The 24,082-nt window shown below is 73.3% G+C and carries 19 protein-coding genes; 17 read left to right on the plus strand and 2 right to left on the minus strand.

Going from position 1 to position 24,082, the window contains the following annotated elements; genetic code table 11:
* Positions 1-31: 31 nt before the first annotated feature.
* On the minus strand, positions 32-1,213 hold the full coding sequence (locus QRT04_RS16450; protein ID WP_289456767.1) for an ROK family transcriptional regulator: 1,182 nt from the start codon (positions 1,211-1,213) through the stop codon (positions 32-34).
* A 243-nt stretch (positions 1,214-1,456) separates the two neighbouring features.
* Between QRT04_RS16450 and QRT04_RS16455 the strand changes: the two genes are divergently transcribed.
* The 10 genes from QRT04_RS16455 (at position 1,457) to QRT04_RS16500 (ending at position 12,174) form a co-directional block, all read left to right on the plus strand.
* Positions 1,457-2,938: a sugar ABC transporter ATP-binding protein gene (locus tag QRT04_RS16455; RefSeq protein WP_289456951.1), complete on the plus strand. Its 1,482-nt coding sequence runs from the start codon at positions 1,457-1,459 to the stop codon at positions 2,936-2,938.
* Positions 2,935-4,011, plus strand: coding sequence for an ABC transporter permease (locus QRT04_RS16460; protein WP_407653658.1), 1,077 nt, complete (start codon positions 2,935-2,937; stop codon positions 4,009-4,011). The genes QRT04_RS16455 and QRT04_RS16460 overlap by 4 nt, the downstream gene beginning before the upstream one ends.
* An 88-nt stretch (positions 4,012-4,099) precedes the next feature.
* The gene (locus QRT04_RS16465) at positions 4,100-5,146 is read left to right on the plus strand and encodes a substrate-binding domain-containing protein (protein ID WP_289456768.1); all 1,047 of its coding nucleotides are present in this window, start codon (positions 4,100-4,102) and stop codon (positions 5,144-5,146) included.
* Positions 5,147-5,221: 75 nt separating this feature from the next.
* A complete protein-coding gene (locus QRT04_RS16470) occupies positions 5,222-6,487 on the plus strand; it encodes a Gfo/Idh/MocA family protein (protein WP_289456770.1) in 1,266 nt (421 codons plus the stop codon).
* A 1-nt stretch (position 6,488) separates the two neighbouring features.
* Positions 6,489-7,490 (plus strand): sugar phosphate isomerase/epimerase family protein, encoded by a 1,002-nt coding sequence (locus QRT04_RS16475; RefSeq protein WP_289456773.1) that lies wholly within the window; start codon positions 6,489-6,491, stop codon positions 7,488-7,490.
* A 177-nt stretch (positions 7,491-7,667) separates the two neighbouring features.
* Complete coding sequence (locus QRT04_RS16480; protein WP_289456776.1) at positions 7,668-8,093, plus strand: pilus assembly protein CpaE; 426 nt, start codon at positions 7,668-7,670, stop codon at positions 8,091-8,093.
* A 98-nt stretch (positions 8,094-8,191) separates the two neighbouring features.
* Positions 8,192-8,491 (plus strand): Asp-tRNA(Asn)/Glu-tRNA(Gln) amidotransferase subunit GatC, encoded by a 300-nt coding sequence (gene gatC, locus QRT04_RS16485; RefSeq protein WP_289456777.1) that lies wholly within the window; start codon positions 8,192-8,194, stop codon positions 8,489-8,491.
* Positions 8,488-10,008: an Asp-tRNA(Asn)/Glu-tRNA(Gln) amidotransferase subunit GatA gene (gene gatA / locus QRT04_RS16490; RefSeq protein WP_289456779.1), complete on the plus strand. Its 1,521-nt coding sequence runs from the start codon at positions 8,488-8,490 to the stop codon at positions 10,006-10,008. Before gatC ends, gatA begins: the two co-directional genes overlap by 4 nt.
* Positions 10,005-11,516 (plus strand): Asp-tRNA(Asn)/Glu-tRNA(Gln) amidotransferase subunit GatB, encoded by a 1,512-nt coding sequence (gatB, locus tag QRT04_RS16495; RefSeq protein ID WP_289456781.1) that lies wholly within the window; start codon positions 10,005-10,007, stop codon positions 11,514-11,516. Before gatA ends, gatB begins: the two co-directional genes overlap by 4 nt.
* Before the next feature lie 121 nt (positions 11,517-11,637).
* Positions 11,638-12,174 carry a GNAT family N-acetyltransferase gene (locus QRT04_RS16500; protein WP_289456782.1) on the plus strand — a complete coding sequence of 179 codons (537 nt, stop codon included), beginning with the start codon at positions 11,638-11,640 and terminating at the stop codon, positions 12,172-12,174.
* A 97-nt stretch (positions 12,175-12,271) separates the two neighbouring features.
* Here QRT04_RS16500 and QRT04_RS16505 read toward each other — a convergent pair whose 3' ends face one another.
* Positions 12,272-12,856 (minus strand): DoxX family protein, encoded by a 585-nt coding sequence (locus QRT04_RS16505; RefSeq protein WP_289456785.1) that lies wholly within the window; start codon positions 12,854-12,856, stop codon positions 12,272-12,274.
* 161 nt (positions 12,857-13,017) lie between these two features.
* Here QRT04_RS16505 and QRT04_RS16510 point away from each other — a divergent pair, with 161 nt between their 5' ends.
* From QRT04_RS16510 to QRT04_RS16540, 7 genes are all read left to right on the plus strand, one after another.
* Positions 13,018-14,547, plus strand: a complete 1,530-nt coding sequence (locus QRT04_RS16510) for a peptide MFS transporter (RefSeq protein ID WP_289456786.1) — start codon at positions 13,018-13,020, stop codon at positions 14,545-14,547.
* Positions 14,548-14,582: 35 nt separating this feature from the next.
* The gene (locus QRT04_RS16515) at positions 14,583-16,130 is read left to right on the plus strand and encodes a glycoside hydrolase family 43 protein (protein WP_289456789.1); all 1,548 of its coding nucleotides are present in this window, start codon (positions 14,583-14,585) and stop codon (positions 16,128-16,130) included.
* A 119-nt stretch (positions 16,131-16,249) separates the two neighbouring features.
* Positions 16,250-18,112, plus strand: coding sequence for a dihydroxy-acid dehydratase (gene ilvD, locus QRT04_RS16520; RefSeq protein ID WP_289456790.1), 1,863 nt, complete (start codon positions 16,250-16,252; stop codon positions 18,110-18,112).
* A gap of 184 nt (positions 18,113-18,296) precedes the next feature.
* On the plus strand, positions 18,297-20,003 hold the full coding sequence (ilvD, locus tag QRT04_RS16525; RefSeq protein ID WP_289456791.1) for a dihydroxy-acid dehydratase: 1,707 nt from the start codon (positions 18,297-18,299) through the stop codon (positions 20,001-20,003).
* 313 nt (positions 20,004-20,316) lie between these two features.
* Positions 20,317-22,116 carry an alpha-glucosidase gene (locus QRT04_RS16530; RefSeq protein WP_289456793.1) on the plus strand — a complete coding sequence of 600 codons (1,800 nt, stop codon included), beginning with the start codon at positions 20,317-20,319 and terminating at the stop codon, positions 22,114-22,116.
* 35 nt (positions 22,117-22,151) lie between these two features.
* Positions 22,152-23,105, plus strand: coding sequence for an ABC transporter ATP-binding protein (locus QRT04_RS16535; RefSeq protein ID WP_289456794.1), 954 nt, complete (start codon positions 22,152-22,154; stop codon positions 23,103-23,105).
* Entirely contained in the window at positions 23,102-24,073 is a 972-nt protein-coding gene (locus QRT04_RS16540) for a hypothetical protein (protein WP_289456795.1), read from the plus strand. Before QRT04_RS16535 ends, QRT04_RS16540 begins: the two co-directional genes overlap by 4 nt.
* Positions 24,074-24,082 lie beyond the last annotated feature (9 nt).

The raw sequence follows: 24,082 nt of genomic DNA on the forward strand, positions 1-24,082 counted from the left end.
CGGGCCGACATCACGCGCGCGTCGAGGCGCGTCAGGCGATGAGCGAGTCGATCGCAGCCGCCGACAGCACGTGGTCGGCCGCCATGGCCGAGGCGCCGAGCACGCCGGCCCGGCCCATCGTCCGCGACGCCACGATCCTCAGGTGCTGCGTGGCCAGCGGCAGCGACCGCCGGTAGACGACCTCCCGGATGCCTGCGATGAGGTGCTCGCCCGCCTCGGCGACCTGGCCGCCGATGACGATGACCGACGGGTTGAGCATGCTCACGCACGCGGCAAGGACGCCGCCGATCCGTCGTCCGGCCTCGCGGACGGCGCGGCTCGCCTCGAGGTCGCCCGACCGCACCAGGGCGACGACGTCGGCGCCGTCGGCCGCGTCGAGCCCGAGCGCGGCGAGGTCGGTCGCGATCGCGGGGCCGCTCGCGACGGCCTCGAGGCAGCCGGTGTTGCCGCAGCGGCAGGGCCGGTCGGAGCCGCCGGGCACCGCGATGTGGCCGACGTCGCCCGCGGAGCCCTGCGCGCCGCGCCGCAGCGAGCCGTCGGCGATGATGCCGGCGCCGATGCCGGTCGCGACCTTGACGAAGAGCAGGTGGTCGACGCTCGGCCACTGCGTGCGGTGCTCGCCGAGCGCCATGATGTTGACGTCGTTGTCGACCAGCACGGGCACGTCGAGCGCCCGCCCGAGGATGCCCGGGACGTCGGCGTCGTCCCACCCGGGCATGATCGGCGGGTTGATCGGCCGGCCGGAGGAGTGCTCGACCGGCCCGGGGAGCCCGACGCCGACGCTGGCCAGGTCGCCGACCGAGCGGCCCGCCTCGCCGATGAGACGCCGGCCCAGCTCGACGACGCGCGCCAGGACCGCCTGCGGCCCGTCGGCGATCGCGATGCCCTCGGCGTGCTCGGCCAGCACCTCGCCGGCGAGGTCGGTCACCGCGAGCCGGGCGTGCGTCGCGCCGAGGTCCACCGCGAGCACGACGCGGGCCGCCGGGTTGAACCGGAACGTCGACGGCGGCCGTCCGCCGGTCGACGAGGCCTCGCCCGACGGGCTGACCAGGCCGGACGCGAGCAGTGCGTCGATCCGGGCGGCGATGGTCGAGCGGGACTGGCCGGTGACGACGGCGAGGTCGGCGCGCGTACGGGGGCGACCGTCGCGGAGCAGCTGGAACATCTCGCCCGCCCCGGTCGGCCTCGGGGCGACCTTCAGCAGCTCGTCCATGCGCACAGTGAACCACCCCCGTGACCCGTCTTCTGACGTCACCGTGACCGCGTTTCGCATGTCACGTTCCCGTAACCCTGTCAGAAGTATCGTCACTTTTGCTTGACGAGTGACAGAAGTCCCTTCTAGGTTCGCGCCATGGTCAACGAGGACCGCACCGGGGACGGCCACGTGCCTCCCGACGCGAGGCACCGGCCCGAGGCCGCCGACGAGCAGCCCGACACCGGCGCGCTGCTGCTCGCCATGCGCGGCATCCAGAAGTGGTTCCCCGGCGCCCGCGCGCTCGACGGAGTCGACCTCGAGATCCGGGCCGGCGAGGTGCACTGCCTGCTCGGCCAGAACGGCGCCGGCAAGTCGACGCTCATCAAGGTGCTCGCCGGTGCGCACCAGCCGGACGCCGGCGAGATCCTGCTCGACGGCCGGCCCGTCACGATCCCCGACCCGGTGGCGGGGCTGCGGCTCGGCATCGCGACGATCTACCAGGAGCTCGACGTCGTCGACGGCCTGACCGTCGCCGAGAACGTCTTCCTCGGGCACGAGCCGGCGCGCGGCGGCTTCTCGCAGCGCCGCGCCACGACGGCCCGGACCCGCGAGCTGCTGCGGCGGCTCGGCCACGGCGACCTCTCGCCGCACCGCGAGGTCGGGCGCCTGTCCGCCGCCGGCAAGCAGATCGTCAGCCTGGCCCGGGCGCTGTCGCACGACGCGCGCGTGATCGTCATGGACGAGCCCTCGGCCGTGCTCGACTCGGAAGAGGTCGTCAACCTCTTCCGCGTGGTGCGTGAGCTCACGGCGCAGGGCGTCGCGGTCGTCTACATCTCGCACCGGCTCGAGGAGATCCGTCAGATCGGCGACCGGATCACGGTCGTCAAGGACGGCCGGACCGTGGCGTCCGGCCTCGCCGCCTCGACGCCGACGGACGAGCTGATCCGCCTGATGACCGGACGGTCGGTCGAGTACGCCATCCCGCGCCGACCGGCCGTGCGCGACGACGCACCGGTGCTGCTCGACGTGCGCGGGCTGACCCTGCGCGGCGCCTTCCGCGACGTCTCCTTCCGGGTCCGCGGCGGCGAGGTCCTCGGCCTCGCCGGACTCGTCGGGTCCGGCCGGTCGGAGGTGCTCGAGACGGTCTTCGGCGCGCGGCGTGCGACCGCCGGCTCGGTCGAGGTCGCCGGCGAGCTCGTTCGGCCCGGGTCGGTGCCGCACGCGGTGGCCGCGGGGATCGGGCTGTGCCCGGAGGAGCGCAAGAGCCAGGGCCTGCTGCTCGACGAGCCGCTGTTCCGCAACGTCACGCTCTCGACGTTCACGCGCGCCGCGCGAGCCGGGTTCCTCGACGAGGGGGCCGAACGACGCGAGGCCGACGCGCAGGTGCGGGCCCTCGACGTGCGCCCCGCCGACGTGGAACGGCCGGCACGTGCCCTGTCGGGCGGGAACCAGCAGAAGGTGCTCCTCGCGCGCTGGCTCGCGCGCGGCTGCCGCGTGCTGCTGCTCGACGAGCCGACCCGCGGCGTCGACGTGGGCGCGCGCGCCGAGATCTACGCGCTGATCGCGCGGCTCGCCGCGGAGGGCGCGGCGGTGGTCGTCGTGTCGAGCGAGATCGGGGAGGTGCTCGGCCTGTCCGACCGCGTCCTCGTGCTGTCCGAGGGACGCGCGGTCCACGAGGGGCCCGCGACCGGGATCGACGAGCACCGCGTGCTCGACCTCGTCATGGAAGGGAGTGCCGCGTGAGCGAGCAGCACGTCACGAGCGAGCAGCACCTCGCACCCGAGGTGCCGAAGGCCGACGAGACGGCGCGCGTCGAGGCCGAGGCGGGCGAGACGCGTCGGAGCCGGCGTCCGAGCATCCTGCGCGGCGCCGCCGGGCGGAACCTCGGCCTCGTCGTCGCCCTCGTCGCGATCTGCGCGGTCGGCGTCATCACCGCCGGCGACCGGTTCGCCAGCGTCGACAACCTGCTGACGATCCTGCGCCTCGCGTCGATCATCGGCGTGCTGAGCATCGGCATGACGTTCGTGATCATCGGCGGCGGCATCGACCTGTCGGTCGGGTCGGTGCTCGGGCTGTCGTCGGTGTGGGCGAGCACGCTCGCCACTCAGACGCTCGCGGCGAACACGCACTGGATCGTCATGGTGCTCTGCGCGCTGGCGGTCGGCCTGGGGGCCGGGCTCATCAACGGCCTCCTGGTCGCGTACGGCAAGGTCGTCGCGTTCATCGCGACGCTCGCGATGATGGTCGCCGCGCGCGGCCTCGCCGAGATGATCTCGAACCGCCGCACGCAGATCGTCACGGTCCGCGGCTTCCTCGACTTCTTCCGCGGTGACTTCCTCGGAGTGCCGACGCTCGTCTGGATCTTCGCGGTCGTCGCGGTCGCCGGGTGGGTGCTGCTCAACCGGACGACCTTCGGCCGTCGCACGATCGCGGTCGGCGGCAACCCCGAGGCCGCCCGGCTCGCCGGCATCAAGGTCAGGCGCCACACGATGTACCTCTACGCGCTCGCGGGCCTCGCGGCGGGCATCGGCGGCGCCATGATGCTCGGCCGCACCACGGCGGGCAGCTCGACGAACGGCCAGCTCTACGAGCTCGACGCGATCGCCGCCGTGGTCGTCGGCGGCACGCTCCTGGCCGGCGGCCGGGGCACGATCGTCGGCACGGTCTTCGGCGTCCTCATCTTCACGACGCTCAGCAACGTGTTCACGCAGAACAACCTGTCGATCTCGGCCCAGGCCGTCGCCAAGGGCGTGATCATCGTCGTCGCCGTGCTGCTTCAGCAGCGCTTCGCCGAGCGCTCCCGAGCCGGGACCTGACCCGCGCCCCGACCAACCCTCACCCGCGGCGCCCCGCCGCACCCTCGCTCGACCCGACCAGCGCGCCACCCGATCAAGGAGGATCGTCATGTCCGCTCCACTGCGTCGTCGTCACCTGGTGCTCGCCGGTGCCGCCGCATCGCTCGCCCTGCTCGTCGCGGGGTGCACGTCGAACCAACCGAAGGACACCGCGACGCAGGCCGCCCAGACCCAGGCGGTCAGCGACAACGACGCCCCGGGCAAGCAGGTGACGATCGGCTTCTCGGCCCCCGCGGCCGACCACGGCTGGATGTCGTCGATCACCAAGTCGGCCGTCGCCGAGGCCGGCAAGTACCCCGACGTCAAGCTCGTCCAGGCCGAGGCCACGAACGACGTGAACCTGCAGATCTCGCAGATCGAGAGCTTCATCAACGACAAGGTCGACGCGATCGTCCTGCTGCCGTTCGACGGGGCAGCGCTCACCGAGGTCGCGACCAAGGCGATGCGCGCCGGCATCCCGGTGATCAACGTCGACCGCGAGTTCTCCGACCCGAACGCCGCGCGCGTCACGGTCCTCGGCGACAACTACGGCATGGGCGTCAGCGCCGGCAAGTACATCTGCGACCAGCTCGGCGGCAAGACCGACGCGAAGGTCGCCGAGATCGCCGGCATCGACTCGCTGCCGCTGACGCAGGACCGCAGCAAGGGATTCAAGGACGCGCTCGCCACGTGCGGCCTCAGCGTCAGCAACCGCGTCGCGGCGGACTTCACCGTCCAGGGCGGCGAGGAGGCGGCCGCGAACCTGCTCCAGGCCGCGCCGAAGCTCGACGCGATCTGGAACCACGACGACGACCAGGGCGTCGGCGTGATGGCGGCGATCGAGAACGCCGGCCGGCACGAGTTCTTCATGGTCGGCGGCGCGGGCTCCAAGCAGGTCATGAACCAGATCAAGGCCGACAACACCGTCATCAAGGCCACGGTCATCTACCCGTCGACGCAGGCAGCCGACGCGGTGCGGCTCGCGCGCCTGCTGGTCCAGGGCAAGGCGATGAGCGACCTCGTCGAGGTCGAGGTGCCCCGCAAGGTGCAGCTGTACGCGCCGGTCGTGACCAAGGCGAACGTCGACAAGTACCTCCCGACGGCCTTCGAGTCCTGAGACCCACCGCGCGGGCGGGCCACCCACACCCGCCCGCGCGGTGGCGACGCCGTCACCAGCAAGAAGGGTTCCGTCATGACAGATCCGCACGTCCCCGCACCCCGGCTCGGCGTCGGCATGGTCGGCTACGCCTTCATGGGGGCAGCCCACTCCCAGGCGTGGCGCAACGCGCCCCGGTTCTTCGACCTCCCGATGGCCGTCGACATGGCCGTCGTGGGCGGGCGGGACCGCGACCGGGTGGCCGCCGCGGCCCGGCGCCTGGGCTGGCGCGACACGGAGACCGACTGGCGCGCGCTCGTCACCCGGGACGACGTCGACCTCGTCGACGTCTGCACGCCCGGCGACACGCACGCCGAGATCGCCGTCGCGGCCCTCGCGGCCGGCAAGCACGTGCTGTGCGAGAAGCCGCTCGCGAACACGGTGGCCGAGGCGCGGACGATGGTGGAGGCGGCGCAGGCCGTGCCCGACCGCGTCGCGATGGTCGGGTTCACGTACCGCCGCGTGCCGGCGATCCAGCTGGCCCGGACGCTCGTCGCCGACGGCCGGATCGGCACGGTCCGGCACGTCCGGGCGCAGTACCTGCAGGACTGGATCGCGGACCCGCAGGTGCCGCTGTCGTGGCGCCTCGACCGGCAGCGCGCCGGGTCGGGTGCGCTCGGCGACATCGGGGCCCACGTCGTCGACCTCGCGCAGTTCATCACGGGCGAGCGGCTCACGGGTGTCGCCGCGATGCTCGAGACGTTCGTGCACGAGCGGCCCGTCGCCGACCGGTTCGAGGGCCTCGCCGGGTCCGGCTCGACGGACGGCGCGACCGGACCGGTCACCGTCGATGACGCCGCGGTCTTCCTCGCGCGGCTCTCGGGCGGCGGCCTCGCGACGTTCGAGGCGACGCGGTTCGCGTACGGCCGCAAGAACGCGATCAGGCTCGAGGTCAACGGCTCGCGCGGCTCGCTCGCGTTCGACTTCGAGGACATGAACGTTCTGCACTACTTCGACGCGAGCGACCCTGCGGCCACGGCCGGGTTCCGGCGGATCGTCGTCACCGAGCCCGAGCACGCGTACGTCGCCGCATGGTGGCCCGCGGGCCACGGGCTCGGCTACGAGCACGCGTTCACGCACCAGGTCGTCGACCTCGTGCGCGGCGTCGCGGCGGGGGAGCACCCCGCGCCGACGTTCGCCGACGGGCTGCAGGTGCAGCTCGTGCTCGACGCCGTCCAGCGGTCCGCCGCCGACGACGCGCGGTGGACGCCCATCGCCGACGAGGGCGCGCGGAACGACGGCCTGCCCGTCACCGTCCCGGCCGGCGCGTCCGGCTCGACCCCCGACCGTCAGGAGGCCTGACATGACACGTCCGATCACGCTGTTCACCGGCCAGTGGGCCGACCTGCCGCTCGAGGAGGTCGCGCGCCTCGCCGCGACGTGGGGCTACGACGGGCTCGAGCTCGCCTGCTGGGGCGACCACCTCGACCCGTGGCGCTGGGACGACGACGAGTACGTCGCGGGCCGGCTCGAGCTGCTCGAGCGGCACGGGCTCAAGGTGTGGGCGATCTCCAACCACCTCAAGGGCCAGGCCGTGTGCGACGACCCGATCGACCAGCGCCACCGCGACATCCTCCCGGACGTCGTGTGGGGCGACGGCGACCCCGAGGGCGTGCGGCAGCGCGCGGCCGAGGAGATGAAGCACACCGCCCGCCTCGCCGCGAAGCTCGGGGTGAAGACCGTCGTCGGGTTCACGGGCTCGTCGATCTGGAAGTACGTGGCGATGTTCCCGCCGGTGTCGGCCGCGGCGGTCGACGCGGGCTACCAGGACTTCGCGGAGCGGTGGAACCCGATCCTCGACGTCTTCGACGAGGTGGGCGTGCGGTTCGCGCACGAGGTGCACCCGTCGGAGATCGCGTACGACTACTGGACGACGCAGCGCACGCTCGAGGCGATCGGCCACCGCGAGGCGTTCGGGCTCAACTGGGACCCGAGCCACTTCGTCTGGCAGGACCTCGACCCCGTCGACTTCATCGTCGAGCACGCCGACCGGATCTACCACGTGGACTGCAAGGACGCGAAGCGCCGCCTCGGCAACGGCCGCAACGGCCGCCTCGCGTCGCACCTGCCGTGGGGCGACCCGCGCCGCGGGTGGGACTTCGTCTCGACCGGGCGCGGGGACGTGCCGTGGGAGGCGTCGTTCCGGGCGCTCAACGCGATCGGGTACGACGGGCCGATCTCGGTCGAGTGGGAGGACGCCGGCATGGACCGGCTCGTGGGCGCGCCCGAGGCGCTCGAGTTCGTGCGGCGGAACGCGTTCGACGCCCCGGAGGCGGCGTTCGACGCGGCGTTCAGCTCGCGCTGAGGAGGCGCCCGCGTCGTCTCGCTGGGACGCGGCGCGGCGCGGCGGCGGGGTCGTCGTCGGTCGGAGGGGGCCGGCGGCGACCTCGACGCGTGCCACCTGCGCGCTCCGGCTCGCGGCCGGACGTGGCCCGCGCGGCGCGACGCTGTGCGGACCGGCGGCGGCGGCCGATACTGGGGCATGATCTCGACGGATCTCGCGCTCCTGCTGCGCAGCGCCGGCCTGCGCTGGCACCCCGCGTCGGGCGACCGGTTCGCCGTCCTGCAGGCGGCGCTCGCGGGCGAGGTGTTCACCATCAGCGAGATGACGATCGAGGCGCGCGACTACCCGACGGGCACGATCCTCGGCTTCAACGGCACGACCGAGTGGGCGCTCGACTCGGTGGCGCAGGAGGACGCGCTCTGGCTGCCGCGCGAGGACCAGCTGCGCGAGCTGCTGGGGCGCGCGTTCCGCAGCCTGGCCCGCTCGACCGACGGCACCAGCTACCAGGTGCTCGCGGAGCTCCCCGGACGGCCGGAGCAGGTCTTCACCGCCGAGACCGCCGACGACGCCTACGCGCACGCGCTGCTCGCGCTCGTCACCGCGGCCGTCGACCCGGTGCGCTGACTCCGGCGCGCCGACCGGGCCCCTGACCCGGTCGACCCACCCCTGCGTCGAGCCCCGGCCCGGCGGACCGTCACCCGCGGCCCCCTAGACTCGGGGCCATGTCCTCCCTCTCCCGCGACGAGGTCGCGCGCGTGGCGGGCCTGGCCCGGATCGACCTGACGCCCGCCGAGATCGACCGCCTGGCGGGCGAGCTCGACGTCATCGTCGAGGCGGTCGCGAGCGTCAGCGAGATCGCGACGCCCGACGTGCCGGCCACGAGCCACCCGCTGCCCATGACGAACGTGTTCCGCACCGACGAGCCGGTCGCCCCGCTCGACCGCGACGCGGTGCTGGCAGCAGCGCCGGCCGCGCAGGACGGCAAGTTCCTCGTGCCGCAGATCCTCGGGGAGGACGCGTGAGCACCCCCGACCTGACCCGCCTCTCCGCGGCAGCACTCGCCGACCGCCTGGCCGCCGGCGACGTATCGAGCGTCGACGCGACGCAGGCGCACCTCGACCGCATCGCCGCCGTCGACGGCGCGGTGCACGCGTTCCTGCACGTCAGCGCCGAGCAGGCGCTCGACACGGCGCGCGACGTCGACGGCCGCCGGGCGCGTGGCGAGGAGCTGCACGCGCTCGCGGGCGTCCCGATCGCCGTCAAGGACGTCGTCGTGACGGAGGGTCTGCCGACCACGGCGGGCTCGCGGATCCTCGAGGGCTGGGTGCCGCCGTACGACGCGACGCTCGTCAGCCGCATCAAGGCCGCGGGCCTGCCGATCCTCGGCAAGACGAACATGGACGAGTTCGCGATGGGCAGCTCGACCGAGCACTCGGCGTACGGCGACACGCACAACCCGTGGGACCTCGACCGGATCCCCGGCGGCAGCGGCGGCGGCAGTGCCGCGGCGGTCGCGGCGTACGAGGCCCCGCTCGCGATCGGGACCGACACGGGCGGCTCGATCCGCCAGCCCGCCGCCGTCACCGGCACGGTCGGCGTGAAGCCGACGTACGGGAGCGTCTCGCGCTACGGCCTCATCGCGATGGCGTCGTCGCTCGACCAGGCCGGCCCGGTGACGCGCACGGTCCTCGACGCGGCGCTGCTGCACGAGCTCATCGGCGGCCACGACCCGCTCGACTCGACGTCCATCCCCGAGCCGTTGCCGAGCCTCGTCGAGGCCGCGCGTGCCGGTGCGTCGGGCGACCTGACGGGCGTCCGCGTCGGCGTCATCACCGAGCTCCAGGGCGAGGGCTACCAGGCCGGCGTGCTCGCACGTTTCCACGAGTCGCTCGAGCTGCTGCAGCGGGCCGGCGCGACGCTCGTCGAGGTGTCCTGCCCGCACTTCCGGTACGCGCTCGGCGCCTACTACCTGATCATGCCGAGCGAGGCGTCGAGCAACCTCGCCAAGTTCGACGGCATGCGCTTCGGCCTGCGGGTCGAGCCCACCGACGGCCCCGCGACCGCGGAGCGCGTCATGGCCGCGACGCGCGGCGCGGGCTTCGGCGACGAGGTCAAGCGGCGCGTCATCCTGGGCACCTACGCCCTGTCCGCCGGGTACTACGACGCGTACTACGGCAGCGCGCAGAAGGTCCGCACGCTCATCCAGCGCGACTTCGCCGCCGCGTTCGCGCAGGCCGACGTGCTCGTCTCGCCCACTGCCCCGACCACGGCGTTCAAGCTCGGCGAGAAGCTCGACGACCCGCTCGCGATGTACCTGAACGACGTCGCGACGATCCCGGCGAACCTCGCGGGCGTGCCCGGCCTCTCGCTGCCGAGCGGCCTGTCCGACGACGGCCTGCCGGCCGGGTTCCAGATCCTGGCGCCCGCCAAGGCCGACGACCGGCTGTACCGCGTGGGCGCGGCGCTCGAGGCGCTGCTCGAGCAGTCGTGGGAGGGCCCGCTGCTCGCGAAGGCCCCGGAGCTGGAGGTGGCCCGATGACGAGCACGACCACGGAGCTCGTGGACTACGACGACGCGATCGCGCGGTTCGACCCGGTGCTCGGCATCGAGGTGCACGTCGAGCTCGGCACGCGCACCAAGATGTTCGACGGCGCACCGGCCGGCTTCGGCGAGGAGCCGAACACCTCGGTGACGCCCGTGTCCCTGGGGCTGCCCGGCAGCCTGCCGGTGGTGAACGGCACGGCCGTCGAGTACGCGATCCGCATCGGCCTCGCGCTCAACTGCCAGATCGCCGAGAGCTGCCGGTTCGCGCGGAAGAACTACTTCTACCCGGACGTCCCGAAGAACTTCCAGACGAGCCAGTACGACGAGCCGATCGCGTTCGAGGGCCACGTCGACGTCGAGCTCGAGGACGGCACGACGTTCCGCGTCGAGATCGAGCGCGCGCACATGGAGGAGGACGCGGGCAAGAACACCCACGTCGGCGGCGCCACGGGCCGCATCCACGGCGCCGAATACTCGCTCGTCGACTACAACCGCGCCGGCATCCCGCTCGTGGAGATCGTGACGAAGCCGATCACGGGTGCGGGGGAGCGTGCGCCCGAGGTGGCGCGGGCCTACGTCCAGACGCTGCGCGACCTGTTCCGCGCCCTCGAGGTCTCCGAGGCGCGCATGGAGCGCGGCAACGTGCGGGCGGACGTCAACGTCTCGCTCCGTCCGACGCCGGACAGCCCGCTCGGCACGCGCACCGAGACGAAGAACGTGAACTCGTTCCGCTCGGTCGAGCGCGCGGTCCGCTACGAGATCAGCCGCCAGGCCGGCGTGCTCGACGCGGGCGGCACGATCGTCCAGGAGACCCGCCACTGGCACGAGGACACGGGCATCACGACGTCCGGGCGCATCAAGTCCGACGCCGAGGACTACCGGTACTTCCCCGAGCCGGACCTCGTGCCCATCGCGCCCGACCGTGCGTGGGTCGAGGAGATCCGGGCCTCGCTGCCCGAGCTGCCGGCCGCGCGGCGCCGCCGCCTCCAGGGCGAGTGGGGCTACGCCGACGCGGAGATGCGCGACGTCGTCAACGCGGGTGCGGTCGAGCTGATCGAGGCGACCACGGCCGCGGGCGCGTCCCCGGCGGCGGCGCGCAAGTGGTGGATGGGTGAGCTGGCGCGCACCGCCAAGCAGCAGGAGGTCGAGCTCGCGGAGCTGCCGATCACGCCCGCGCAGATCGGGCAGCTGCAGCGCCTGGTCGACGAGGGGCGCATCAACGACAAGCTGGCGCGCCAGGTGCTCGAGGGCGTGCTCGCGGGCGAGGGCGACCCCGAGGCGGTCGTGCAGGCGCGCGGCCTCGAGGTCGTCTCCGACGACGGCCCGCTGCTCGCGGCGATCGACGACGCGCTCGCGGCGCAGCCGGACATCGCCGACAAGATCCGGAGCGGCAACCTCGGCCCGGTCGGCGCGATCATCGGCGCCGTGATGAAGGCGACGCGTGGTCAGGCGGACGCGGGCCGCGTGCGCGAGCTCGTGCTCGAGCGGGTCCAGGCCGGCTGACCGTCACGCACGGGTCGGCCCTCGCGGCGCGGCGGCCGACCCGTGCGCAGCCCGGTCGTTAACGTCGTCGGAACGCGGCCGCCGTAGCATCCCGACGGCCCTGCGGGGCGAGGAGGTCACCGTGGACAAGCCGACGTTGCAGGGCGAGATGCTCGTGCTGCGGCCGGTCCGTGCCGAGGACGCCGACGCGATGTGGGACATGGTCAGCGACGCCGAGGCGATGCGGCTGATGGGCGAGACGCACGTCTACACGCGCGACGAGGTCGAGGGCTGGTGCGCCTCGGCGGCGGCCCTGCCGGACCGCATCGACCTCGCCGTGACGATCGGCGACGCCGACGAGTACCTCGGCGAGATCGTCCTCAGCGCGATCGACCAGGTGGCCGGGACGGCGCGCCTGCGGCTGGCGATGCGCCCCAAGTACCGCGGGCGCGGCTACGGCACCGAGGCGATCTCGCTCGTGCTCGGGCTCGCGTTCGACGGGCTCGGGCTGCACCGCGTCGAGATCGACGTGCTGAGCATCAACACCCGCGCGCGGTCGATCTACGAGAACCTCGGCTTCCAGGTCGAGGGCCGCCGCCGGGACGCCTACCGCGACGGCGACCGGTGGTGCGACGGCATCGTCATGAGCGTGCTCGAGGACGACTACCACGCGAGCTGACGACTCGGGGGCGGCACGCCAGGCAGGCGCCTGACGCCTGACGTCGCGAGGCGCCGCAACCCGGAGCGGGCGCGGCGCCTCGTGCGCACGTCGACGGTCAGCGCAGCCAGCCGTGAGCCTTCACGACCGGCAGGTTCGCCCACCACTTGCCGAGCCCCCATGTGTCGCCGGCGAGCGTCAGAGCCGTCACGACGGCGACCAGCGCGTAGACCACGTGGTAGTCGACGACCGGGTTGTTCGACTCGGCCCCTGCGACCCACGGCGCCTCGGCGATCCACATGAACGCCATGAGCAGGGCGCCGGTGACGCCGGCGATCCGGACCCCCATGCCGAGGATGAGCGCGAGGCCGATGCCCGCGAGGCCGAGCATGAACAGGGCGTCGCTGACGGGGCTCGCGATCGCGCGGTAGAAGCCGCCCAGGAAGTACCCGGTGCCCTCGGGGGCGTGCGAGAGGAAGCCCTGGCTCGGCTGGCCTCCGTTGATCCACGCCTTGGCGGGCAGCGTCGCGTAGTGCAGCCCGAACAGCTTGTCGACGAAGGCCCAGAAGAAGACGAAGCCGACCGCGAGCCGGCTGAGGGCGAGCGCGCGGCGGGCGCCCACTGACGTGACGATCGAGTCCTGGAGCACGGCGTCGCCGGTTGCCGCGGCGACCTGAGGGGTGCTCACCACTGCTGCGCTCATGGCTGACCTCTTTCGAGTCGGGGCGTCTTCGTCGACGCCTGAGTCCAGCGAACTGCGGCGGCACGCCGGCCTCGCGGGACATAGGTCCCCGCGATCCGCGCCGCGGGCCCGGGCGTGGCGCCCCCTAGCCGTGGACCAGGACTTTCGTCACGATGAGGGACATGGCGGACGTGGTCGAAGGTCCCCGGCAGGAGGCGCAGGAGCCGTTCATGCCGCGCGACCGCGCGTTCTTCGGCCATCCGCTCGGGCTCTTCACGCTGTTCGGCACCGAGCTGTGGGAGCGGTTCAGCTACTACGGCATGCGCGCGATCCTGCTGTACTACCTGACCGACACGGTCGCGAACCACGGCCTGGGGATCGACAAGACGTCGGGCACCGCGCTCGTCGCGGCGTACGGCGCGTCGGTCTACCTCGTGTCGGTGCTCGGCGGGTGGATGGCCGACCGCGTGGTCGGCGCGCGGCGCTCGGTGCTCTACGGCGGGATCGTCATCGCGGCCGGCCACGTCGCGCTCGCGGTGCCGACGGCCGGGTTCTCGTACCTCGGCATCGTGCTCGTCGCGCTCGGCACCGGTCTGCTCAAGCCCAACGTGTCGTCGATGGTCGGCGAGCTGTACCGCCGCGACGACCCGCGGCGCGACTCGGGCTTCTCGATCTTCTACATGGGCATCAACATCGGCTCGCTGAGCGCGCCGTTCGTGGTCGGCGCGGTCCAGGAGGCGTGGGGGTACCACGCGGGCTTCCTCGTCGCGGCGATCGGCATGGGCGCGGCGCTCGTGGTCTACGTGGCGGGCCGGCGCTACCTGGGTGGCGCGGGCGACGTGCCGCCGAACCCGCTGACGGCGGCCGATCGTGTGCCGGTCGTGCGGCTGTTCCTGTCGGTGATCGTGGGGATCCTCCTCGCGCTGCTCGTCGCGTGGCTCGTCCGCGGCGACTTCACGCTCGACACGTTCGTCGACGCGCTGTCGTACATCGCGCTCGCGGCGCCCGTCGCGACGTTCTGGGTGATGTTCCGCTCGCCGAAGGTGACGGCCCACGAGCGCCGACGGCTGACCGCGTACGTGCCGCTGTTCGTCGCGGCGATGCTGTTCTGGATGATCTTCGAGCAGGCGGCGAGCACGCTCGCGGAGTATGCGAAGGACGACACGGACCGCGTGATCGGCGGCCTGCACGTGTCGCCGGTGTTCTACCAGTCGCTCAACCCGGCGTTCATCATCGTGCTCGCGCCCGTGTTCGCGTGGATCTGGATGAAGCTCGACGACCGGCCGCCGACCGCCTACAAGTTCGCGCTCGGTCTGACGTTCGCCGCGCTGAGCTTCGTTTTCCTCGCGGCGATGTCCGCGGCGGCGGGCGACGGGAAGTCGCCGTGGTGGGTTCTCGTCGTCGTGTACTTCGTCCAGACGCTCGGCGAGCTGTGCCTGTCTCCCGTCGGGCTCGCGGCCACGACGCTGCTCGCGCCACGCGCGTTCCGCGGTCAGGCGATGGCGCTCTGGTTCCTCGCGACGTCGGCCGGGAACGCGATCACCGCGCAGCTCGTGCAGGCCACTGAGGGTGCGTCGAACGCGCAGTACTTCGGGTGGATCGGCGCGGTCGCGCTCGTGTTCGCGGGCGGCATGTTCGCGATCGCGCCGTGGGTGACGAGGCACATCCGCAGCGGAGCCGAGTCGGAGCGCGAGGCGGCGCTGGAAGGGTGACCGCGGGTGGGTCCACCCCCGGTACGGTGCGGGACGTGAACGCTCACACCGTCGTGAACCCGATCCTGCCCGGCTGCCACCCGGACCCGAGCATCTGCCGGGTCGGTGACGACTACTACCTCGTCACGTCCACCTTCGAGTACCTGCCCGGCCTGCCGGTGCACCACTCGCGCGACCTCAGGAGCTGGCGCGTCGTCGGCCACGCGACGCCGAGCGTCGACCTGAGCGAGGTCCGCTCGTCGGGCGGCCTGTACGCGCCGACGATCCGCTTCCACGACGGCCGGTTCTACGTCGTCTGCACGGTCGTCCAGGAGCCCGGCGCGACGGGACGATCGGGCAACTACGTCGTCACCGCGACCGACCCCGCCGGGCCGTGGTCCGAGCCGGTGTGGCTGACCGGCGCCGAGGGCGGGTTCGACCCGTCGCTGCTGTTCGACGACGACGGCCGCGCCTGGTACTGCGGCACCCGCCCGGCGCCGGCACCGCAGTTCGAGGGCCACACCGAGGTGTGGTTGCGCGAGCTCGACCTCGACGCCCTCGCGCTGGTCGGGCCGGAGCACGTGCTCTGGGAGGGCGCGGTCCGCGGCGCGGTGTGGGCCGAAGGCCCGCACGTGTACCGGATCGGCGACTGGTACTACCTCCTGTCGGCGGAGGGGGGCACGGCCGAGCACCACGCGATCGTGGTCGCGCGCTCGGACTCGGTCACCGGTCCGTACGTCGGCGACCGCGCGAACCCCGTGCTGACGCACCGCCACCTCGGGCGCGCGTACCCGCTGTACGCCGTGGGTCATGCGGACCTCGTCGAGCTGCAGGACGGCTCGTGGTACGCGGTCCTGCTCGCGGTCCGCCACGGCGCGGCGCTCGGCCGCGAGACGCACCTCGTGCCCGTGACCTGGGAGGACGGCTGGCCCGTGTTCGCGTCGGGCGTCGGGCTCGTGACGGCCGAGGTGCCCGCGCCGGCGCTCCCCGAGCACCCGTGGGACGACCCGCGGGCCCTCGTCGACACGTTCGAGGCGCCCGAGGTCGACCCACGCTGGGACGCGGTGCGCGCGCGGCCGTCCGAGGTGTCGAGGCTCGAGCCCGGTGCGCTCGTGCTGCCGCTGCGCGCCGAGACCCTGCACGACCGTGCCACGCCCGCGTTCGTCGGCCGTCGCCTCGAGCACGTCGCGGCTGACGTGGACCTTGTCGTCGACGTCGTGCCGCGGCCGGGGGAGCTCGCGGGTCTCGCCCTGCGCCTGTCCGACGACGACCACCTCGCGCTCGTCGTCGCGCTCGACGACGAGGGTCGGCGCGGCGTCCGCGCGCTGCGTACGTGCCGCGGCGAGCGGTCGACGCACGGGTGGCTCGCGGTCGAGGACGGGCCTGTGCTGCTGCGCGCCGCGGTGCGCGGCCGAGCCGTCGCGTTCTCCGCCGGCGCGCCCGGCGCGGCGCCGCAGGACGTCGCCGCGTTCGACGACGACACCCTCGACCCGCTGCCGAGCGTCCACTTCACGGGCACGTGGGTCGGCGCCTACGGCACCAGCGACGGACGCCCGACGAGCACCGAGCTGCGCGTGCTGCGTTACGAGGTCCACCCCGCCTGACGGCCACCACGCGGACGGCCGACGCACCGCCACCAGCGACGACGTACCGTTGCCCGGCGCTGCGTCGGCGACCGGTCCGGTCGTCGACCGCCCGATCCGCCTGAAGGAGCTGACCCGCGATGAGCCGTCCTCTGCGCTCTCGGACCTCCACCCACGGCCGCAACATGGCCGGCGCCCGCGCGCTCTGGCGCGCGACCGGCATGGGCAGCGAGGACTTCGGCAAGCCGATCATCGCGATCGCCAACTCGTACACGCAGTTCGTCCCGGGCCACGTGCACCTCAAGGACATGGGCGACCTCGTCGCCTCGGCCATCCAGGAGGCCGGCGGCGTCGCCAAGGAGTTCAACACGATCGCGGTCGACGACGGCATCGCGATGGGCCACGGCGGCATGCTCTACTCGCTGCCGAGCCGCGACCTGATCGCCGACTCGGTCGAGTACATGGTCAACGCGCACTGCGCCGACGCGCTCGTCTGCATCTCGAACTGCGACAAGATCACGCCAGGCATGCTCAACGCGGCGCTGCGCCTGAACATCCCCGTCATCTTCGTGTCCGGCGGCCCGATGGAGGCCGGCAAGGCGGTCGTCGCCAACGGCGTCGCCTCGACGCACCTCAACCTCATCAACGCGATCAACTACTCGGCCGACGACAACGTGTCGGACGACGCGCTGGCCAAGGTCGAGGAGAACGCCTGCCCCACGTGCGGCTCGTGCTCGGGCATGTTCACGGCGAACTCGATGAACTGCCTGACGGAGGCGCTCGGCCTGTCGCTGCCGGGCAACGGCTCGACGCTCGCCACGCACACCGCGCGCCGCGAGCTGTTCCTCGAGGCGGGCCGCACCATCGTCAGCCTGGCCAAGCGGTACTACGACGACGAGGACGACTCGGCCGCCCCGCGGTCGATCGCCACCAAGGCGGCGTTCACCAACGCGATGGCGCTCGACGTCGCGATGGGCGGCTCGACCAACACCGTGCTGCACATCCTCGCCGCGGCGCAGGAGGCGGGCGTCGACTTCACGCTGCACGACATCGACGCGCTGTCCCGGCGCGTGCCGTGCCTGTCGAAGGTCGCGCCGAACCACCCGAACTTCCACATGGAGGACGTGCACCGCGCGGGCGGCATCCCCGCGCTGCTCGGCGAGCTCGACCGCGGCGGGCTGCTCGACCACGGCGTGACGTCGGTGCACACCCCGACGCTGCGCGCGTGGCTCGACGACTGGGACATCCGCGGCGGCAAGGCGACCGAGCGCGCGCTCGAGCTGTTCCACGCGGCCCCCGGCGGCGTGCGGACCACGCAGGCGTTCTCGACGAGCAACCGCTGGGACGGCCTCGACACCGACGCGGCGAACGGCTGCATCCGCGACGTCGAGCACGCCTACACGGTCGAGGGCGGCCTCGCGGTGCTGCGCGGCAACCTCTCGGAGGACGGCGCGATCATCAAGACCGCGGGCATCGACCCCGACGTCTTCCACTTCGTCGGCACCGCGATCGTCTGCGAGTCGCAGGACGAGGCCGTCGAGAAGATCCTCACCAAGCAGGTCCAGCCGGGCCACGTGGTCGTCGTGCGCTACGAGGGCCCCTCGGGCGGTCCGGGCATGCAGGAGATGCTGTACCCGACGTCGTTCATCAAGGGCCGCGGGCTCGGCAAGGTGTGCGCGCTCATCACCGACGGCCGGTTCTCCGGCGGTTCGAGCGGCATCTCGGTCGGGCACGTCTCGCCGGAGGCGGCCGCGGGCGGCACGATCGGCCTGGTCGAGGACGGCGACGAGATCGAGATCGACGTCGAGACGCGCGTGATCCGGGTCAACGTGAGCGACGAGGTGCTCGCCGAGCGCCGCGCCAAGATGGAGGCCCGCGAGAACCCGTGGCAGCCGGTGAACCGCGACCGGTACGTGTCGCCGGCCCTGCAGGCGTACGCCGCGATGGCGACCTCGGCCGACCGCGGCGCGGTGCGCGACGTGAGCCGCCTCCGCCGCGGCTGACGCGGCGCCCTCGCGGGTCCACGTCTCGCCCCGCCGCGGGGCCCGCGTCCGTCGCCTCCTGTGCTCGTGCGCGAGACCTGTGCCTCCAACCACGGGTCTCGCGCGCGAGCACAGGGCTCGCCGCGATGACGCCGGGCGCGCCGCGCCCGCGCAGGAGCCGGGCCACGCTCCTACAGTGAGCCGCATGACGAGCAGCGACGCGCGCCCGGACATCAAGCCGCGCTCCCGCCAGGTCACGGACGGCATCGAGGCGACCGCGTCGCGCGGCATGCTGCGGGCCGTCGGCCTCGGTGACGAGGACTTCGCGAAGCCGCAGATCGGCGTCGCGAGCTCGTGGAACGAGATCACGCCGTGCAACCTCTCGCTCGACCGGCTCGCGAAGGCGGCCAAGAGCGGGGTGCACGCGGCAGGCGGGTTCCCGCTCGAGTTCGGCACGATCTCGGTGTCCGACGGCATCTCGATGGGCCACGAGGGCATGCACTTCTCGCTCGTCAGCCGCGACATCATCGCGGACTCGGTCGAGACGGTGATGTCGGCCGAGCGGCTCGACGGCTCGGTGCTCCTCGCGGGCTGCGACAAGTCCCTGCCCGGCATGCTGATGGCGGCCGCGCGGCTCGACCTCGCGAGCGTGTTCCTCTACGCCGGCACGATCGCGCCGGGCTTCGCCAAGCTCGAGGACGGCACCGAGAAGCAGGTGACGCTGATCGACGCGTTCGAGGCCGTCGGCGCGTGCGCGCGCGGGCTCATGAGCGAGCACGACCGCGACGCGATCGAGCGCGCCGTCTGCCCGGGCGAGGGCGCGTGCGGCGGCATGTACACCGCGAACACGATGGCGTCGGTCGCCGAGGCGATGGGCATGTCCCTGCCGGGCTCGGCCGCGCCGCCGAGCGCCGACCGCCGCCGTGACCAGTTCGCGCTGCGCTCGGGCGAGGCGGTCGTCGAGCTGCTCCGGCAGGGCATCACGGCGCGCGACATCATGACGAAGCCCGCGTTCGAGAACGCGATCGCCGTCGTCATGGCGTTCGGCGGCTCGACCAACGCGGTGCTGCACCTGCTCGCGATCGCGCACGAGGCCGAGGTCGACCTGACGCTCGACGACTTCGACCGCATCGGCTCGCGCGTGCCGCACCTGTCCGACGTCAAGCCGTTCGGGCGGTACGTCATGAACGACGTCGACCGGATCGGTGGCGTGCCCGTCGTCATGAAGGCGCTGCTCGACGCGGGCCTGCTGGACGGCGACGCGCTGACCGTCACGGGCCGGACCGTCGCAGAGAACCTCGAGGCGCTGACGCCGCCCGACCCCGACGGCAAGGTGCTACGTGCGGTGGGTCAGCCGATCCACCCGACGGGCGGCATCACGATCCTGCACGGCTCGCTCGCGCCCGACGGCGCGGTCGTCAAGACGGCGGGGTTCGACACCGACGTGTTCGAGGGGACGGCGCGGGTCTTCGAGCGCGAGCGGGCGGCGCTCGACGCGCTCGAGGACGGCACGATCCAGTCGGGCGACGTCGTCGTCATCCGCTACGAGGGCCCCAAGGGCGGCCCGGGCATGCGGGAGATGCTCGCCATCACCGGCGCGATCAAGGGCGCGGGCCTCGGCAAGGACGTCATGCTGATCACCGACGGCCGCTTCTCGGGCGGGACGACCGGGCTCTGCATCGGGCACATCGCGCCTGAGGCGGTCGACGGCGGCCCGATCGGCCTCGTGCGCGACGGCGACCGCATCCGGCTCGACGTCGCCGCCAAGACGCTCGACGTCCTGGTCGACGCCGCCGAGCTCGAGGCGCGGCGCGCCGACTGGGCGCCCGTGGCGCACGGCTACACGCGCGGCGTGCTGGCCAAGTACACGAAGCTCGTCCAGTCGGCGTCGAAGGGCGCGATCCTCGCCTGAGCCTGAGCCTGAGCCTGAGCCTGAGCCTGAGCCTGCGTCGTGCAGGGCTCGCGGGCGAGATCGCTCACCGCGGGCGACGGAACGGCCGCTCGTTCTGCACGATCTCGCCCGGACGCCGCGATCCCGCCCGCCCGCCGCGATCCCGGACGCCGATCCCGGGCGCCGCGATCTCGCCCGCCGCGATCCCGCCCGGACCCCGCGATCTCGCCCGGCCGCCGCCACCTCACGCTCGACCGGCGGCGCGCCGCCACCACGTGCCAGGCGCGCCGGCCGCCGGGGCGCGGGCTCGCGCCGGACCAGCGAGGATCGACGCATGGCCTGGACCGTCGACGACGCACCGTGGTGGACCCGCGCGGTCGTCTACCAGATCTACCCGCGCAGCTTCTCGGACTCCGACGGCGACGGCACCGGCGACCTGCGCGGCATCCTCGACCGGGTCGACCACCTGGCGGAGCTGGGCGTCGACGTGGTGTGGCTGTCGCCGGTGTACGCGTCGCCGCAGGACGACAACGGGTACGACATCAGCGACTACCAGGACGTCGACCCGATGTTCGGCACGCTCGCGGACCTCGACGAGCTGCTCGCGGCGCTGCACGCTCGCGGGATCAAGCTCGTCATGGACCTCGTCGTGAACCACACGAGCGACGAGCACCCGTGGTTCCGCGCGTCGCGGGCGTCGCGCGACGACCCGAAGCGCGACTGGTACTGGTGGCGTCCGCCGCGGCCCGGCCTGCCGCCGGGCGGTCCGGGTGCCGAGCCGACCAACTGGGGCTCGTTCTTCTCGGGACCGGTCTGGACGTACGACGAGCCGACGGGGGAGTACTTCCTCCACCTGTTCAGCGCCAAGCAGCCGGACCTCAACTGGGAGAAACCGCAGGTCAGGGAGGCCGTCTACGCGATGATGCGATGGTGGCTCGACCGCGGGATCGACGGGTTCCGCATGGACGTCATCAACCTGATCTCGAAGGCCGTGCGACCCGACGGGACCCTGCCTGACGGGCGCGGGCAGGACGGCGTGCTCGCCGACGGCACCCCGTTCTACACGTGCGGCCCGCGCATCCACGAGTTCCTGGCGGAGATGCACCGCGAGGTCTTCGCCGGCAGGCCGGACCGGCTGCTCACCGTCGGCGAGATGCCCGGCGTCACGGTCGACGAGGCGATCCTGTTCACCGACCCGGCGCGCGCCGAGGTCGACATGGTGTTCCAGTTCGAGCACGTCGGCCTCGACCACGGCCCGGGCGGCAAGTTCGACCCGCGACCGCTGCGGCTCACCGACCTCAAGGCGACGTTCGGCCGCTGGCAGTCGGGCCTCGCGGAGACCGGCTGGAACAGCCTCTACTGGGACAACCACGACCAGCCGCGCATCGTGAGCCGGTTCGGCGACGAGTCGCCGGCCTCCGCCAAGGCGCTCGCGACGCTCCTGCACCTGCACCGCGGGACGCCGTACGTCTACCAGGGCGAGGAGCTGGGCATGACGAGTGCGCACCTCACGTCGCTCGACGAGTACCGCGACATCGAGTCGCTGCGCTGGGTCGCGCAGGAGCGCGCCGCGGGCCACACGGACGACGAACGGCTGCTCGCTGCTCTCGCCGCGATGAGCCGCGACAACGCGCGGACGCCGATGCAGTGGGACGACGGCCCGCACGCCGGCTTCACGACCGGCACGCCGTGGCTGCCGGTCAACCCGAACCACGCGACGATCAACGCGGCGGCGCAGCGCGCGGACGACGGCTCGGTGCTCCACCACTACCGGCGGCTGATCGCGCTCCGCCACGACGACCCGGTCGTCGCGCTGGGGGACTTCACCATGCTGCTGACGGACGACGAGCACGTGTACGCGTTCACGCGGCGGCTCGGCGACGACGTGCTGCTCGTGGTCGTGAACGTGACGGCCGACGCGCGGTCCGTGCCGCTCGCCGACCTGGGGGAGGCCGCCGCCCACCTGCGCGCCGACCACGCCGTGCTCACGCACCTCGGCGAGCCGGTCGTGGACGGGCAGACGCTCGGGCTGCGGCCGTGGGAGGCCGTGGTGTTCCGGCGCGGGGCGCGCGGCCCGCAGGATCACCCGAATGCCGCGCCGGAGGACGCCCCGGGGTCGCCCCGCGATCGATAGCCTCGGGCGCCACCGACGCCGAGGGGGACGACGCCATGGACGAGCTCGCGGTCGAGCTGCGCGGGCTCACCAAGAGCTATGTGCGCTTCCCGCTGACCCGCGTCCCCGTGGTCCGGGGCCTGAACCTCGACGTGCCCGCCGGCGGGGTGCACGCGCTGCTTGGCCCGAACGGCTCCGGGAAGACCACGACCCTGCGGATGCTGCTCGGGCTCGTGCGGCCGGAGTCCGGGACGGTCCGCGTGCTCGGCCACGCCGTCCCCGGCGCGCTGCCGGCGGTGGTCGGCCGCATCGGCGCCGTGGTCGAGCAGCCCCGGCTGTTCCCGGCCTTCTCCGGCCGGCGCAACCTCGAGCTCCTCGCACGCGCGGCCGACGTCCCGGCGGCGCGGGTCGACGAGGTGCTCGACGAGGTCGGGCTGCGCGACCGCGCGCGCGACCCGGTGCGGCGCTACTCGCTCGGCATGAAGCAGCGCGCGGCGATCGCGGCGACGCTCCTCAGACGGCCCGACCTGGTGGTGCTCGACGAGCCGACGAACGGCCTCGACCCGCAGGGCGTCCACGACGTGCGCGCGCTCATGCGCCGCCTCGCCGACCAGGGCCGGACCGTGCTCGTGTCGAGCCACGCGCTGGGCGACCTGGAGCAGGTCGCGGACACCGTCTCGGTGCTCGCCGCGGGCCGGCTCGTCGCCCAGGGGCGGCTCGACGACCTGCTCGCGTCCCGCGGCGCGCCGCGCCTGCGCGTCCGGGTGGCCGATCCGGAGCGCGCCGCCCTGGCGCTCGCGGGGCACGGGTGGTCGGCGCACGTCGACGGCGGCGCCGTCGTGGTCACGGACCCGCCGCCGGCCGCGGACGTGTCCCGAGTCCTCGCCGGGGTCGGGCTCTATCCCGAGGAGCTGACCGTGCTGCGACCGGACCTCGAGAGCGCGTACCTGGCGCTGACGGCGGGTTCCGGGCCGGCCGCGGTGCGCGACCCGGCGGAGGTCGGCTCGTGAGCGGCGTGCTGCGCGCCGAGCTGGTGCGTCTGCGCGTGCGACGCTTCACGTGGCTCGTCCTCGTCGTGGTGGCAGCGGTCTCGGCCAGCGTCGCGGTCTACGCCTGGCGCGAGGCCCGCACGCCGACTCCCGCCGAGGTGGCCGCCGCGCACGAGAGCTACCAGCAGGACCGGGCGGCGTGGCTCGACGGCGGTCGCGACGACTGCGAGAAGCGGAACCGCGACATGAAGGCCAAGGGCTTCGAGCCGTTCGACTGCGACCTCTTCGCGCCGGAGCTCGAGAACTACGTCCCGTACGAGCCGACGTGGGACGACGACGGGATGCCGTACCTCGGCTCTCTCGCGAGCCCCGTGGTGATCGGCGCGCTGCTGCTCGGCGCGAGCCTCGTGACCGCGGAGTTCGGCGCGGGCTCGATGGGCCTGTGGCTGACGTTCGTCGCGCCGCGTGGCCGGGCGTTCCGGGCCAAGGTCGCGGCCGCGGGGGTCGGGGGTGCGCTCGTCGGGCTGCTGGGTGCGCTGGTCGGCGCGGGCGGGACGCTGGCGGCGTTCGCGGTGCTTCACCGGCTGCACGGGAACGGCTGGGCCGCGTCCGGCGTCGCCGGCCGGCTCGCGGTGCTCGGGGCGCTCGCGGCCGTCGTCGGCGCGGGCCTCGGCTTCGCGCTGCGCCACGTCGCGGCCGTGATGGGCATCGCGCTGTGGTGGGTGCTGTCCGTGGAGGTGGTCGCCCCACTGGCCTGGGCGCGGGCGCGGCCGCTGACCCTCGGGCTCAACGTGCGCGCGTGGGTCGAGGGCAGCGCGCCGTACACGGTGCCGCAGTGGGTGGCCGACCCCCAGCTCACCGGCGGCGGCTCGGTGCAGGACGTCGAGCACGTGGTGAGGGGGCTGCAGGGCGGTCTCGTCCTCGCCGTCGTGGCGGCCGTCGTCGCGGTCGCGGGTCTCGTCGTCTTCCGCGTCCGCGACGTCTCCTGACGAGCGACG

Source organism: Cellulomonas alba (assembly GCF_030362835.1).
Taxonomy (GTDB): domain Bacteria; phylum Actinomycetota; class Actinomycetes; order Actinomycetales; family Cellulomonadaceae; genus Cellulomonas; species Cellulomonas alba.